This is a genomic window from Actinoplanes sp. NPDC051537, from assembly GCF_055586105.1.
In genome coordinates this window covers 190153-202951 of record NZ_JBVJIU010000011.1, presented here as the reverse complement: position 1 = coordinate 202951, position 12799 = coordinate 190153, and the positions used below count along the sequence as shown (strand labels likewise).

Sequence of the window (12799 nt, the reverse complement as noted above, 5' to 3'; positions counted from 1 at the left end):
CTGCGGCGCGTAACCTGCCGGTAGGCTGCGTTGGTAAGGCTGCCCCCTGTTTCCCGACCCCCGAGGGCCGACATGAAGATCGCCGTCACCGGCTCGATCGCCACCGACCATCTGATGCACTTCCCGGGCCGGTTCGCCGACCAGCTCATCGCCGACCAGCTTCACAAGGTCTCGCTCTCGTTCCTCGTCGACGACCTGGTGGTCCGGCGTGGCGGCGTGGCCAGCAACATCTCGTTCGGCATGGGCAAGCTCGGCCTCCAGCCGATCCTGGTGGGCGCGGTCGGCGCCGATTTCGCCGACTACCGTTCGTGGCTCGAGCGGCACGGCGTGGACTGCGCGTCGGTGCACGTCAGCGAGGTGGCGCACACGGCCCGCTTCGTCTGCACCACCGACGACGACCTCAACCAGATCGCCTCGTTCTACGCCGGGGCGATGGCCGAGGCCCGCAACATCGAGCTCACGCCCGTCGACGCCCGCGCCGGGGGCCTCGACCTGGTGCTGATCAGCGCGAACGACCCGGCCGCGATGATCCGCCACTCGCAGGAGTGCCGGGCCCGGGGCTTCAAGTTCGCCGCCGACCCCTCGCAGCAGCTCGCCCGCATGGACGGCAGCGACGTGCTGACCCTGATCAGCGGCGCCGACTATCTGCTGACGAACGACTACGAGCGCTCGCTGCTGGAGACCAAGGCCGGCCTCACCCCCGAGCAGGTCCTCGAGCACGTGCGCATCCGGGTCACGACGCTGGGCAAGGACGGCGTCGAGATCACCGGGCGCGACATCGAGCGCATCCACGTGCCGGTCGCCCGGGACGTCATCCCCGACGACCCGACCGGCGTCGGGGACGGCTTCCGGGCCGGTTTCTTCGCGGCCGTCTCCTGGGGCCTGGGCCTCGAGCGGGCCGCGCAGGTCGGCTCGCTGGTGGCGGCGCTGGTCCTCGAGTCGGTCGGCCCGCAGGAGTACGACATCCGGGCCGAGGACTTCACCAAGCGGCTCGCCGACTCGTACGGCGACGAGGCCGCCGCCGAGATCAAGCCGTTCCTCCCCGCCTGAGCCCTGCCCTAGGGTGAGGTAATGGTCCTCGCCGTCTTCGCCGGGTTGCCCGGCGTCGGGAAGAGCACGCTCGCCGCGCGGGTGGCCACCGAGCTGCCCGCGGCGGTGCTCGCCGTCGACACGGTGGACTTTACGCTGCGGCGTTACGAGGTCGCCGAGTCACGGCCGGGATATGCGGCGTACGGCGTGGTGGCCGCGCTCGCCGAGCTCCAGCTCGAGATCGGCCACCACGTGATCATCGACGCGGTCAACCCGGTGAAGGCGGCCCGGCAGCTCTGGGTCGACCTGGCCGAGCGCCGCCAGGTGCCGCTGCGCGTGGTCGAGGTGGTCTGCGGCGACGACGCCGAGCACCGGCGCCGGGTCGAGGCGCGCTACGCGACGCGCGACCACGACGGCATCCCGGACTGGGTGCGGGTGCTCGAGCGGCAGCAGGAGTACGAGCCCTACCTGGGTCCCCGGCTCGTGGTCGACACGTTCCTGGCCAAGGAGCCGGTCGGCCCGGTCGTCGACTACCTCAGCTGACCCGCCGCACGTCGAACGCGTGCGGTTCGGGGGAGCCGAGATACTCCTGACCCTTCATCCGGCACCAGGCCGGCACGTCATTGGCCGCCGCCGGGTCGTCCGCGAGGACCCGGATCACCTCCCCCGGCCCGACACTTCCGATCTGCCGGGCGAGGGCGATGATCGGGAGGGGACAGCGCCGGCCGAGGCAGTCGAGGGTGAGCGAGGGGAGAAGGCCGTCCCCGATCGCGCCGCCCGCGTCCGCCGCGCTCACATCCCCGCCTCCTTCCGGATATTTGCCACTATTCCCGGCAGGACCGCGAGGAAGCGGTCGACCTCGGCCTCCGTCGTCGACCGGTGCAGCGAGATCCGCACGTTGCCGTGGCTGAGCACGCCCATCGCCTCGAGCACGTGACTCGGCCGCAGCGTCGAGGCCGTGCACGAGGAGCCGGACGAGACCGCGAACCCCTGGCGGTCCAGGGCATGCAGCAGGGCCTCGCCGTCCACGTACAGGCAGGAGAACGTGACCAGGTGCGGGAGCCGGTCGCGCGGATCGCCCACCACCTCGACGTCGGGCACGGTGGCCGGCACCCGCTCGCGGATCCGGTCGACCAGCGCGCTCAGCCGCAGCGCCTCGGCCGCCGCCTCGCCGAGCACGGCGCGCAGGCTCGCGGCGGCGGCCACCACGGCCGGGAGGTCGAGGGCGCCCGGCACGCCGGGGCGATAAAGATCATCCTGTGGGTACGGTGAGATCCACCGCACTCCCTTGCGCACCACGAGCACGCCCACGCCCGGCGGGCCGCCCCATTTGTGCGCGCTGGCGCTCAGCAGCGACCAGCCCGGCGGCACCGGATGACGGCCGATCGACTGGGCGGCGTCCACGTAGAGCGGCACGCCCGCCTCGTCGCAGTAGCCGGCGGCCGCGGCCACCGGCTGGACGGTGCCGGCCTCGTGACTGGCGCTGATCAGCGCGGCCAGGGCGACCCCTGGTGCGGAGACGGCCCGGTACCAGGCGTCGAGGTCGAGCCGACCGAGCCGGTCGACGCCGACCTCGGTGGATTCTCCCTTATGGGCGGCGTGCAGGACGGCGGAATGCTCGATCGCGGAGTGGACCAGGGTGGCGCCCCGGCGGCGTCCACCGGCGAGCCCGCCGAGCACGGCCGCCTGCGCCGCCTGCGTACCGGATGGCCAGAAGGAGAGCTCGTCCTCGCGTACGCCCAATGACTCGGCCATCGAAGCCTGCGCCGCCTCGCGCAGCCGTTGTGCCCGCCGGCTCGCGGAATAGAGCCGCGAGGGGTCGGCCCAGCCGTCCGCCAGTGCCGCCACCAGCGCCTCCGCCGCCACCGGATGCAGTGGAACGGCGGTGGCCGCGTCCATGTAGGCCGCCGGTCCGGCCGGAACGCCCGTGTCTCCCACCCGGAGAACGGTATCGTCCGTTTGTTGAGGAGTATCCGGGGGAGACGGAAGATCGGACCCCCGGAACCGGACGGTAGGGCCTGGTCGAGTAATGTGCGACCGTCGGTGACGCCTTGCCGCTCGTGTCCGTTTTCGGGCGAGGCGGCGCTGCTAAGGGAGGCAGAAGCAGGTGGGCGCAAAGGGTTCGGCCGCACGGCCGCGGATGGCAGTCCGGATCTCCGGGCTCGCTCTCGGCGGCGCGGGGCTGCTGATGATGCTCTCGGGTTGTTCGTTGCAGGACTTCGGGAGCAAGTTCGGCAACTTCGGGTGGCCCAGCAACGGCATCAGCCTGCAGGCACACAAGATGTACGACCTGTGGATCGGGTCCGTCATCGCCGCGCTGACCGTCGGCATCTTCGTGTGGGGCCTGATCTTCTGGTGCATCATCCGGTATCGCAAGCGCGGCGACGAGCTGCCCGTGCAGACCCGGTTCAACATGCCCATGGAGGTCCTCTACACGGTCACCCCGATCCTGGTGGTCGCGGTCCTCTTCTACTACACGGCGATCGTGCAGACCGACGTGGACAAGCTCTCCAAGAACCCCGACCAGGTCGTCCAGGTCGTGGCGTTCAAGTGGCAGTGGGAGTTCGACTACCGCGACGGCATGGGCAAGGACGCCAACACGGTCGCCTCGACCATCGGCTCGGCCGACGTGATCCCGCTGCTGGTCCTCCCGACCGGGGAGAAGATCCGGTTCGAGGAGACCTCCAAGGACGTCATCCACTCGTTCTGGGTCCCGGAGCTGCTGTTCAAGCGGGACGTGTTCCCGGGCAACGTACGCAACGTCTTCGAGGTGACCCTCGACAAGGAGGGCCGCTACGTCGGCCGCTGCGCCGAGCTCTGCGGGACGTACCACGCCTTCATGCAGTTCGAGCTGGTCGTCGTGTCGCCGGGCGACTTCGACAAGTTCCTCGCCGAGAAGAAGGGTGGCGCCACCACCCAGGAGGCGATGACGGCGATCGGCAAGGCGCCGTACGCGACGACCACCCAGCCGCTGAACACGCGCCGGCACATCGACAGCTGGAACCAGTTCAAAGATGCTGCCGGGAACTAGGGGACTGACGTGAAGACCGAGTACAAAATCTTCATCGGCGTTGCCGGCTTCCTCTTCGCCGCGGCCGCGCTCTACGGCTTCTGGACGCACGGCGAGACCGGTCATCTGGAGTGGATCGGCTTCGTCGCGCTGATCCTCTCCGGACTGCTCTGCACGATGTGCGGCACGTTCTTCTGGTTCGTCTCGCGGCGCATCGACCTCCGCCCGGAGGACCGCGAGGACGGCGAGATCGCCGAGGGCGCCGGTGAGATCGGCTTCTTCAGCCCGGGCAGCTACTGGCCGTTCGGCATCGCCCTGGCGGCGTCGGTCGCCGGCCTGGGCCTGGTGTTCTGGATGTGGTGGCTGATTGCGGTCGGCCTGATCATGGTGATCTTCTCGGCCAGCGCGATGCTCTTCGAGTACTACTCGGGCACCCGGCACACCGCCGAGCACTGAGCTGTTGCCGAAGGCCCGCGTTCCCCTCGGGGACGCGGGCCTTCGCTGTTTCTAGGCCGCTCGGCGCTGGTGGGGCACCTGGAGTTGCGGCCGGAGCTTCCAGCTCAGGTGCACGACGATCGGGGCCACTACCTCGGCGGCGCCGCAGCGGGTGCAGACCAGCTCGGGGCAGTCGTCGTGATCGTCGGGGCACGGTGGAACTTCGAACATCATGTCGCCGTCGCAGATCACACAGCGCAGCTCACGCTCGGACACGGGATGCTCCTGTCCTGGTGAATTACCCGAATGTGATTCAGACGCTGCCACGAATGGGCATCATCGCCGCGGATTAGCGGCGGCGTGTCTGATGCCTTTTCGTCATTCGTGACTTATTCGGCCTATTCGGCGGCCTTGGCCGTCTGCGCCGCCTCCACCCAGCGGGCCAGCTGAGCCGTCGCGGCCCCGGAGTCGATCGTTTCCTGGGCCCGGGCTATTCCGGCCCGCAGCGTGTCTCTGAAGTCGCCGGGGAAGCCGTTCTGGGCGGCGATGGCGGCCGCCGCGTTCAAAACCACGGCATCGCGTACGGCGCCCGGCTCGCCGGCGAACGTCCGGTGCGCCACCTGGGCGTTGAACGCCACGTCGTCGCCGCGCAGGTCGGCCGGTTGGCTGCGGGGCAGGCCGAGCTCGACCGAGTCGATCAGGAGCTCCTCGACGGCGCCGCCGCGGGCCATCCACACCCGGGTCGGGGCGGCGGTGGTGAACTCGTCCAGGCCGTCCTCGCCCCGCACCACCAGCGCCGAGTCGCCGCGGTTGGCGAACACCGCGGCCATCACCGGCGCCATCCGCAGGTCGAAGCAGCCGACCATGGCCGCGGTCGGCCGGGCCGGGTTGGTCAGCGGGCCGAGCACGTTGAAGAACGTCGGCACGCCCAGCTCGCGGCGGGTGACGGCGGCGTGCCGCATGCCGGGGTGGTAGCGGGCGGCGAAGCAGAACCCGATGCCGGCCTCGGCCACCGTGCGGGCCACGCCCGCGGGGCCGAGGTCGAGCGGGATGCCGAAGTGCTCGAGCAGGTCGGCGGTGCCGGTCGTGGACGACGCCGAGCGGTTGCCGTGCTTGACCACGGTGACGCCGGAGGCGGCCGTGATGATCGCGGCCATCGTCGAGATGTTCACGGTGTTGGCCCGGTCGCCGCCGGTGCCGACCACGTCGACGGCCGAGGTGCGCGTCTTCTCCGGCAGCTCGACCAGCGTCGCCGCGCCGAGCATGGCCTCGACCAGGCCGGCCAGCTCGCGCGGGGTCTCGCCCTTGGCGCGCAGGGCCATCGCGAACCCGGCGATCTGCACGGGCGTGGCGTTGCCCGCCATGATCTCGCCCATCGCCCAGGCCGTGTCGGCCGTGGCCAGTTCCTCGCCGCGCAGCAGGGCGCTCGTCAGGTTCGGCCAGGTACGTGCGCCCATGACGGGGCCTCCGGGGGAAGGTCTGAAGGGAAGAGGATCAGCCGAGGTGGCCCAGCGTGCCCAGCGGGATCGCGCCGTTGCGGCGGGCCCGCAGCATGGCGGCGATCGTCTGGCCGGTGGTGACCGGGTCGAGCGGGTAGGTCAGGGTCTGGTCGACCTGGGCGTAGGCGGCGAGCCAGCGGTCGGCGGCGCGGGCCAGCACGACGCAGACGGGCGGGGGAGTCGCGTACTCGTCCTTGGTCTGCCGGGCGATGCCGAGGCCGCCCGCGGGAGCCGCCTCGCCGTCCAGCACCATCAGGTCGATCTCGTACTTGTCGAGAATGATGCGGCACTCTTCCCACGTCGAGGCGTCGACGAACTCGACCGCGAGATCGGCGGCGGGGCGGGTGCCGATGGCCATCCGGATCCGGTCGCGAACCGCGATGTCGTCGCTGTAGAGCAGGACCGTGTAGAGATCCGGCCGCGGAGTCGCCTGTGCGTCGCTGTCGCTCATGTTTGGCCTTAGTTCCGGTCGTGGGTGGTGGGCGGGGCGGTTGGATGGGCCCGGTTCACGTCGAGTTAGGTGCGCGCTGATCGTACCGAATCCGGTTATCCGCCGTCGGTCTGGCCTGTGACTCTCGTCGCTGCCGCCCGGGCCGCCTCCTGCGCCTCCTGGCGGTCCAGCGCGCGGTCGATCCGGCGGGCTTCCCGTTCGGACTGCTTGATCCACTGCATGACCAGGATGCCCAGCATGGTGACGCTCACGAACTCGCCGCCGGCCCACAGGATGCCGCCCGCCAGCACCTGGTCGTCCCAGGGGTTCGACCAGGTCAGGTGCAGGCTCGGGTAGTAGTCGCCGGCCAGCAGCGTCTTGCTCTGCATGATGGTCAGGCCGAGGACCGTGTGGAACGGCACGGAAAGCACCATGAGCAGCGCGCGGCCGGGGTAGGGCCAGCGGTTCGGCAGCGGGTCGAGGCCGAGCAGCGGCCAGAAGAACAGGCAGCCGGTCACGATGAAGTGGACGTGCACGAGCTCGTGCAGCCAGGCGTGCTCGAGGGACGCGCGGTACAGCCCGGTGAAGTAGAGGATGAACGGGTTCGCGATGAAGATGCCGAAGGCGACCAGCGGAAACGTCAGAACCTTGGCCACCCGGCTGTGGATGACGGCCAGCAGCGTCTTGCGGCTCGTGCCGTGCAGGGTGCGCAGGGCGAGCGTCACCGGGGCGCCGAGCGCCAGGAAGATCGGCCCGACCATCGCCAGCACCATGTGCTGGACCATGTGCACCGAGAGCAGCGTGTCGTCGTACGCCTCGATGCCGGTGACCGTGACCGCCGCGATCGAGCCCAGTCCACCGACGACGAAGGCCACCGTGCGCCCGGCCGGCCAGTGGTCGCCGCGCAGCCGGAGCTTGTAGACGCCATAGCCGTACAGCGCGGCCGCGACCAGCAGGAACAGTCCGACCAGGCTCGCCAGGTGAAGGCCGCTGAAGATCGAGGCGGCCGTGAACGGCGGAAGAACAGTATCCCCGGCCGAGGCGAGCGGCGTGGGCGTTTCGACTAGCTGCACCACTCGAGGCTAGGCCCATCCGGTCGATCACCGTTCTTCCGGGCTGCGACTCGTGCCGGATTCCACCCCCCGCGGCACGTTGGACTGATCGCGGGGCAATAATGAGCCCGTGACAGCGGCCTCAGCCATCGACAAGAGCAGGATCCACTCCCTGACCCGACCGAACATGGTCAGTGTCGGGACGATCGTGTGGCTCTCCAGCGAACTCATGTTCTTCGCGGCGTTGTTCGCCATGTACTTCGCGATCCGTGCGGCGGATTACAGCATGTGGGAGGAGCACACCCCCGAGCTGAAGATCCCGTACGCGACGACCTTCACGGTGATCCTGGTGCTCTCCTCGGTCACCTGCCAGTTCGGCGTGTTCGCGGCGGAGAAGGGCGACGTCTTCGCGCTGCGGCGCTGGTTCACGATCACCTTCGTGATGGGCCTGATCTTCGTGCTCGGCCAGGCCAACGAGTACCACAACCTCGTCCGTGAGGGCATCAAGCTCAACGGCGACGGTTACGGCTCGATGTTCTACCTCACGACCGGCTTCCACGGCCTGCACGTCACCGGTGGTCTGATCGCCTTCATCGTCTACATGATCCGTACGACGATGGGCCGTTTCACCCCGGCGCAGGCCACGTCGGCGATCGTCGTGTCGTACTACTGGCACTTCGTGGACGTCGTGTGGATCGCGCTCTACCTCATGATCTATTGGCTGAAGTAGAACCGCGCCCGTCCATGAGCTTCAGGTCGAAAACCAGAAGGATCCAGCCCATGACTTCACACACCCCCGCCGGTCGGCGATTCCGGGGGCTGTTCACCCGGCGGCGCGGGGCGCCGAGCCGGGCGCGCCGTCGTTTCGGTGCGGCGGCGCGCATGCTGGCCGCGCTCGCCCTCGCCGGCGGCGTGTACACCGCGTTCGCCCCCGGCGCCTTCGCCGAGGACAACGTGCAGCTCTCCGCCACCGCGCAGGAGGGCAAGCAGCTGTACGACAACAGCTGCATCACCTGCCACGGGCGCGACGCGCAGGGTGTGCCGGGCCGCGGACCGAGCCTGATCGGCGTCGGGTCGGCCTCGGTGGAGTTCCAGGTGGGCACCGGCCGCATGCCGATGACCCGCCAGGAGGCTCAGGCCGAGGAGAAGAAGCCGCAGTTCGACAAGACGCAGACCAAGCAGCTGGGGCAGTACATCCAGGAGCTCGGCGGCGGTCCCGAGCTGCCGGCCGACGGCAAGTTCACCGAAGACCTCAAGGAGAACCCGGACGCGCTGGCCCGCGGCGGCGAGCTGTTCCGCGTCAACTGCACCTCCTGCCACGGCTTCGGCGGCGCCGGCGGTGCGCTCTCCTCCGGCAAGTACGCGCCGAGCCTGCACGACGTCAGCCCCGAGCACCTCTACGCGGCCATGCTGACCGGCCCGCAGAACATGCCGGTGTTCGGTGACAACGAGCTCACGCCGGAACAGAAGCGCGAGATCATCACGTACGTCACCGTGCAGCTCCAGGACGACAAGGACCCGGGTGGCCTGTTCAACCTCGGCCGGTACGGCCCGGTCACCGAGGGACTGGCTATCTTTGGGGTAGGCATTGTGCTCCTGGTCTTCACGACGCTGTGGATTGCGGGGAAGTCATGACGACGCTGCACGACGAGCCGGAAGCGATCGACGTGAACGACCCGCGCCTGAGCCGGTTCGAGATCGTCAAGGAAGGCGCCCGGCGGGACGAGATCGAGATCGTCACGTACGAGTCGCAGTTCCACGGCGTGGACTCCAAGGCCGAGAAGCGCGTCGTGCGCAACATCGCCCTGCTGTTCCTGATCGCCGGGGTGGCCGGGCTCGCGTTCATGGGCTTCTACATCTGGTGGCCCTGGGAGTTCGAGCTCGGCGACACGCTGAGCGACTACTACACGCCGCTGCTCGGCATCTCGCTCGGCATCGCGTTGTTCGGCGTCGGCTTCGCGATCCTGGCCTGGGCCAAGAAGCTGCTGCCGCACGAGGTGTCGATCCAGCAGCGGCACAACGGCGGGTCGCCGTCCGACGAGCAGCTCATCACCGGCCAGACCATGGCCTTCGTGGGCGAGGAGCTGGCCGTGGGCGTCCAGCGCCGGCCGCTGCTCAAGGGCGCGATCGCCATCGGCCTCGCGCCGCTCGGCCTGGCCGCCGCGGCGCCGCTGATCGGCGGCCTCATCGAGAACCCGCACAAGGACGACCCGCCGTTCATGTTCTCGACGGGCTTCAACCCGAAGAACAACGGCGGCAACCTGGTGCGGCTGACCCGGCAGGACGGCACGCCGCTGCGTCCCGACGACGTCAGCACCGGCGGCCAGCTCACGGTGTTCCCCGGCATCCCCGGCGGCTCCACCAACGAGTGGGCCGACTCGCCGACCCTGCTGATCCACCTGCGGCCCGACGACGCCCAGCTGACCAGGGCGAACGCCGACGCCGACCCGCGGAACAAGGGCTCGTTGTGGGGTGACTACGTCGCGTACTCGAAGATCTGCACGCACGCCGGTTGCCCGGCCAGCCTGTACGAGCAGCAGACCAACCGTCTGCTCTGCCCGTGCCACCAGTCGCAGTTCCTCATCACCCGGAACGCGCAGCCGATCTTCGGTCCGGCCACGCGGCGTCTGCCGATGCTGCCACTGGGCGTGGACGACGAGGGCTACTTCGTGGCATTGTCCGACTACAGGGACACCGTCGGACCCGACTTCTGGGAGCGGCCGTGAAGCGCCGGAAAGTTGATCTCGCGCAGGCGCCCGTCACCTTCGCCAAGGGGGTAGACGAGCGGTACAAGGCTGCCACCCCGCTGCGGGGGCTGCTCAACAAGGTCTTCCCCGACCACTGGTCATTCCTGCTCGGGGAGATCGCCCTCTTCTCCTTCATCATCCTGCTGCTCACCGGCACCTTCCTGACCCTCTTCTTCGACCCGTCGATGAAGGAGGTCGCCTACCAGGGCGCCTACCCGGCCCTGCGCGGCACGGAGATGTCGGCGGCGTACGAGTCGACCCTGCGCCTCTCCTTCGAGGTGCGCGGCGGCCTGTTCCTGCGGCAGATGCACCACTGGGCGGCGCTGCTGTTCATGGCGGCGATCGTCGTGCACATGGCCCGCACGTTCTTCACCGGCGCGTTCCGCAAGCCGCGCGAGGCGAACTGGGCGATCGGCGTCGTCCTGTTCCTGCTCGGCTTCCTGGCCGGCTTCACCGGCTACTCGCTGCCGGACGACGGCCTCTCCGGCACCGGCCTGCGCATCGCCTCGGCGATCATGCTGTCCATCCCGGTGGCCGGCACCTGGATCTCGGCCTCGATCTTCGGCGGCGAGTTCCCGGGCCACCTGATCATCGGCCGGTTCTACATCGCGCACGTGCTGCTGATCCCGGGCGGCCTGCTCGCCCTGATCAGCGTCCACCTGGGCCTGGTCTTCGCGCAGAAGCACACCCAGTGGCCCGGCCCGATGCGCACGAACACGAACGTGGTCGGCGAGCGGATGTTCCCGCGCTACGCGCTCAAGCAGGGCGGCTTCTTCATGGCCGTCTTCGGCACCGTGGCGCTGATGGCGGGTCTGTTCCAGATCAACCCGATCTGGCTGTTCGGGCCGTACCGCGCCTCCGAGGTGTCCTCGGCGTCGCAGCCCGACTGGTACGTCATGTTCATGGACGGCCTGGTCCGTCTCATGCCGAACTGGCAGATCTACATCCCGATCGGGAACGGCTACAGCATCCCGCCCCTGTTCTGGCCCGCGGTGGTCGGCCTCGGCGCGCTCACCACGGTCCCGATGTTCTACCCGTGGATCGAGGCCCGGCGCACCAAGGACAAGGCGATCCACAACCTGCTCCAGCGTCCGCGCGACAACCCGGAGCGGGTCGGCATCGGCGCCATGGCGTTCACGTTCTTCATCGTCGCCACGCTCTCCGGCGGCAACGACGTGATCGCCGACAAGTTCCACATCAGCCTGAACGCGATGACCTGGGCCGGCCGCATCGGCTTGCTGGTCGGGCCGCCGCTGGCGTACTTCATCGCGGTCCGCGTCTGCCTGGGTCTCCAGCAGCACGACCGCGAGGTCCTGGCCCACGGCGTGGAGACCGGCATCATCCGCCGCCTCCCGAACGGCCAGTTCATCGAGGTCCACCAGCCGCTCGGCCCGGTCGACGACCACGGTCACCCGATCCCGCTCGAGTACGGCGGCTGGGTCGTGCCGAAGAAGATGAACCGCGTGGGCGCCCTGGCGCCGGCGATCAAGGGCTTCTTCTTCCCGGTCGAGAAGCCGGCCGAGGCGCCGGTGTCCCCCGGCATGCCGCCGGTGAGCGCCCGCGACGAGCGCGAGGAAATCACGTCCGGCCGGTAACGCACAGCGCAACGCGAAAGGGGCCCGCTTCGGCGGGCCCCTTTTCGCATCTCACGCCCGGGCCGTCTCACGCTTGGGCCGTCTCGGGCCTGGGTGGTCTCGGGCCTGGGTCGTCTCGGGCCTGGGTCGTCTCGCGCCCGGCCGTCTCACGCCCGCGCCGGCTCACGGGTTGGGCTCGGGCTGATTCGGGCTCGGGCTCGGGGCGGCTCATGCCCGCGCTGGCTCATGCCCGCGCTGGCTCATGCCCGCGCTGGCTCATGCCCGCGCTGGCTCATGCCCTGGGTCGGCTCACGCCCGCGTCGGCTCACGCCCGCGTCGGCTCACGCCCGCGTCGGCTCACGCCCGCGTCGGCTCGCGCTGGCTTGGGCTCGCGCTCGCGCTCGAATGCACCGTCTCGTGCCCGGGCCTGGGCCGTTCAAGCCCGCGCCGTTCACACCCGTGCCCGATTTGCACCCGCGCTTGGTGATCGCGTCGCGGTTCGCCGCCTTGTCGCGGGCGTCGGGCCCTGCCGAGCCTGGCCTTGCGCTCGGCGGCGGCAACCTTGGTCAGGCGCGGGCGCGGGGCGCGGGCGCGGGGCGCGGGCGCGGGCGCGGGGCGCGGGCGCGGGGCGCGGGGCGCGGGCGCGGGGCGCGGGGCGCGGGCGCGGGGCGCGGGCGCGGGGCGCGGGCGCGGGGCGCGGGCGCGGGGCGCGGGGTCAGTCGGCGTCGGGGAGGCCGATCGCGAAGGCGTCCTCGAGGTCGTGCTTCGAGTAGGCGCGGAACGCGATGTGCGACTCCGTGTTGAGCACGCCGGGGGTTTTGGAGATCTTGCCGGCGATGACCTCGGCGATGTCGTCGAAGTGCGGGACGCGGACGATGGCGATGAGGTCGACGTTGCCGGCCACCGAGTAGACCTCGCTGACGCCGTCGAGGGCCGCGAGCGCCTCGGCGACCTCGGGGATCGAGTCGGTGGCGCAGTCGATGTGCACGATCGCGGTGTTCACCTGGGCTCCTCGACGATGAG

The 12799-nt window shown here is 69.9% G+C and carries 15 protein-coding genes; 8 read left to right on the top strand and 7 right to left on the bottom strand.

Annotated features, from left to right (window positions below):
- The first annotated feature begins 72 nt into the window (after positions 1-72).
- Together ACZ6TB_RS27240 and ACZ6TB_RS27235 are read left to right on the top strand one after the other, a co-directional pair.
- On the top strand, positions 73-1050 hold the full coding sequence (locus ACZ6TB_RS27240; RefSeq protein WP_465558348.1) for a carbohydrate kinase family protein: 978 nt from the start codon (positions 73-75) through the stop codon (positions 1048-1050).
- 21 nt (positions 1051-1071) lie between these two features.
- Entirely contained in the window at positions 1072-1572 is a 501-nt protein-coding gene (locus ACZ6TB_RS27235; RefSeq protein ID WP_465558346.1) for a P-loop nucleotide/nucleoside kinase family protein, read from the top strand.
- Here the strand turns inward: ACZ6TB_RS27235 and ACZ6TB_RS27230 are convergent.
- Both ACZ6TB_RS27230 and ACZ6TB_RS27225 read right to left on the bottom strand, forming a co-directional pair.
- Positions 1565-1825 carry a sulfurtransferase TusA family protein gene (locus ACZ6TB_RS27230; protein WP_465558344.1) on the bottom strand — a complete coding sequence of 87 codons (261 nt, stop codon included), beginning with the start codon at positions 1823-1825 and terminating at the stop codon, positions 1565-1567. The genes ACZ6TB_RS27235 and ACZ6TB_RS27230 overlap by 8 nt on opposite strands.
- Positions 1822-2928, bottom strand: a complete 1107-nt coding sequence (locus ACZ6TB_RS27225; RefSeq protein WP_465558622.1) for a cysteine desulfurase family protein — start codon at positions 2926-2928, stop codon at positions 1822-1824. The genes ACZ6TB_RS27230 and ACZ6TB_RS27225 overlap by 4 nt, the downstream gene beginning before the upstream one ends.
- 241 nt (positions 2929-3169) lie before the next feature.
- Between ACZ6TB_RS27225 and ctaC the strand changes: the two genes are divergently transcribed.
- A complete protein-coding gene (ctaC, locus tag ACZ6TB_RS27220) occupies positions 3170-4060 on the top strand; it encodes an aa3-type cytochrome oxidase subunit II (RefSeq protein ID WP_465558342.1) in 891 nt (296 codons plus the stop codon).
- A gap of 9 nt (positions 4061-4069) precedes the next feature.
- Complete coding sequence (locus tag ACZ6TB_RS27215; protein WP_465558340.1) at positions 4070-4495, top strand: cytochrome c oxidase subunit 4; 426 nt, start codon at positions 4070-4072, stop codon at positions 4493-4495.
- Positions 4496-4546: 51 nt separating this feature from the next.
- Here the strand turns inward: ACZ6TB_RS27215 and ACZ6TB_RS27210 are convergent, their stop codons facing one another.
- The 4 genes from ACZ6TB_RS27210 to ACZ6TB_RS27195 form a co-directional block, all read right to left on the bottom strand.
- Positions 4547-4750, bottom strand: a complete 204-nt coding sequence (locus tag ACZ6TB_RS27210) for a hypothetical protein (RefSeq protein ID WP_465558338.1) — start codon at positions 4748-4750, stop codon at positions 4547-4549.
- Between the two features lie 122 nt (positions 4751-4872).
- Complete coding sequence (trpD, locus tag ACZ6TB_RS27205) at positions 4873-5931, bottom strand: anthranilate phosphoribosyltransferase (RefSeq protein ID WP_465558336.1); 1059 nt, start codon at positions 5929-5931, stop codon at positions 4873-4875.
- A gap of 37 nt (positions 5932-5968) precedes the next feature.
- On the bottom strand, positions 5969-6424 hold the full coding sequence (locus ACZ6TB_RS27200; protein ID WP_465558334.1) for a hypothetical protein: 456 nt from the start codon (positions 6422-6424) through the stop codon (positions 5969-5971).
- A 95-nt stretch (positions 6425-6519) separates the two neighbouring features.
- Positions 6520-7476, bottom strand: coding sequence for a cytochrome c oxidase assembly protein (locus ACZ6TB_RS27195; protein ID WP_465558332.1), 957 nt, complete (start codon positions 7474-7476; stop codon positions 6520-6522).
- Positions 7477-7585: 109 nt separating this feature from the next.
- Here ACZ6TB_RS27195 and ctaE point away from each other — a divergent pair, with 109 nt between their 5' ends.
- Genes ctaE through qcrB form a run of 4 tightly spaced genes read left to right on the top strand, consistent with a single transcriptional unit; the run spans position 7586 to position 11797 of the window.
- Positions 7586-8185 carry an aa3-type cytochrome oxidase subunit III gene (gene ctaE / locus ACZ6TB_RS27190; protein ID WP_465558330.1) on the top strand — a complete coding sequence of 200 codons (600 nt, stop codon included), beginning with the start codon at positions 7586-7588 and terminating at the stop codon, positions 8183-8185.
- Positions 8186-8235: 50 nt separating this feature from the next.
- The gene (qcrC, locus tag ACZ6TB_RS27185; RefSeq protein ID WP_465558328.1) at positions 8236-9090 is read left to right on the top strand and encodes a cytochrome bc1 complex diheme cytochrome c subunit; all 855 of its coding nucleotides are present in this window, start codon (positions 8236-8238) and stop codon (positions 9088-9090) included.
- Complete coding sequence (qcrA, locus tag ACZ6TB_RS27180; protein WP_465558327.1) at positions 9087-10181, top strand: cytochrome bc1 complex Rieske iron-sulfur subunit; 1095 nt, start codon at positions 9087-9089, stop codon at positions 10179-10181. Before qcrC ends, qcrA begins: the two co-directional genes overlap by 4 nt.
- Positions 10178-11797, top strand: coding sequence for a cytochrome bc1 complex cytochrome b subunit (gene qcrB / locus ACZ6TB_RS27175; protein WP_465558325.1), 1620 nt, complete (start codon positions 10178-10180; stop codon positions 11795-11797). Before qcrA ends, qcrB begins: the two co-directional genes overlap by 4 nt.
- 694 nt (positions 11798-12491) lie before the next feature.
- Here the strand turns inward: qcrB and ACZ6TB_RS27170 are convergent.
- Positions 12492-12779, bottom strand: a complete 288-nt coding sequence (locus ACZ6TB_RS27170) for an Lrp/AsnC family transcriptional regulator (protein WP_433302498.1) — start codon at positions 12777-12779, stop codon at positions 12492-12494.
- Positions 12780-12799 lie beyond the last annotated feature (20 nt).

What these genes read in the sequence shown, in the direction of transcription:
- qcrC (WP_465558328.1), top strand. Translation starts at nt 8,236, where the DNA reads ATGACTTCACACACCCCCGCCGGTCGGCGATTCCGGGGGCTGTTCACC.
- qcrA (WP_465558327.1), top strand. Translation starts at nt 9,087, where the DNA reads ATGACGACGCTGCACGACGAGCCGGAAGCGATCGACGTGAACGACCCG.
- ACZ6TB_RS27235 (WP_465558346.1), top strand. Translation starts at nt 1,072, where the DNA reads ATGGTCCTCGCCGTCTTCGCCGGGTTGCCCGGCGTCGGGAAGAGCACG.
- ACZ6TB_RS27240 (WP_465558348.1), top strand. Translation starts at nt 73, where the DNA reads ATGAAGATCGCCGTCACCGGCTCGATCGCCACCGACCATCTGATGCAC.
- ACZ6TB_RS27225 (WP_465558622.1), bottom strand. Translation starts at nt 2,928, where the DNA reads ATGGACGCGGCCACCGCCGTTCCACTGCATCCGGTGGCGGCGGAGGCG.
- ACZ6TB_RS27200 (WP_465558334.1), bottom strand. Translation starts at nt 6,424, where the DNA reads ATGAGCGACAGCGACGCACAGGCGACTCCGCGGCCGGATCTCTACACG.
- ctaC (WP_465558342.1), top strand. Translation starts at nt 3,170, where the DNA reads ATGGCAGTCCGGATCTCCGGGCTCGCTCTCGGCGGCGCGGGGCTGCTG.
- trpD (WP_465558336.1), bottom strand. Translation starts at nt 5,931, where the DNA reads ATGGGCGCACGTACCTGGCCGAACCTGACGAGCGCCCTGCTGCGCGGC.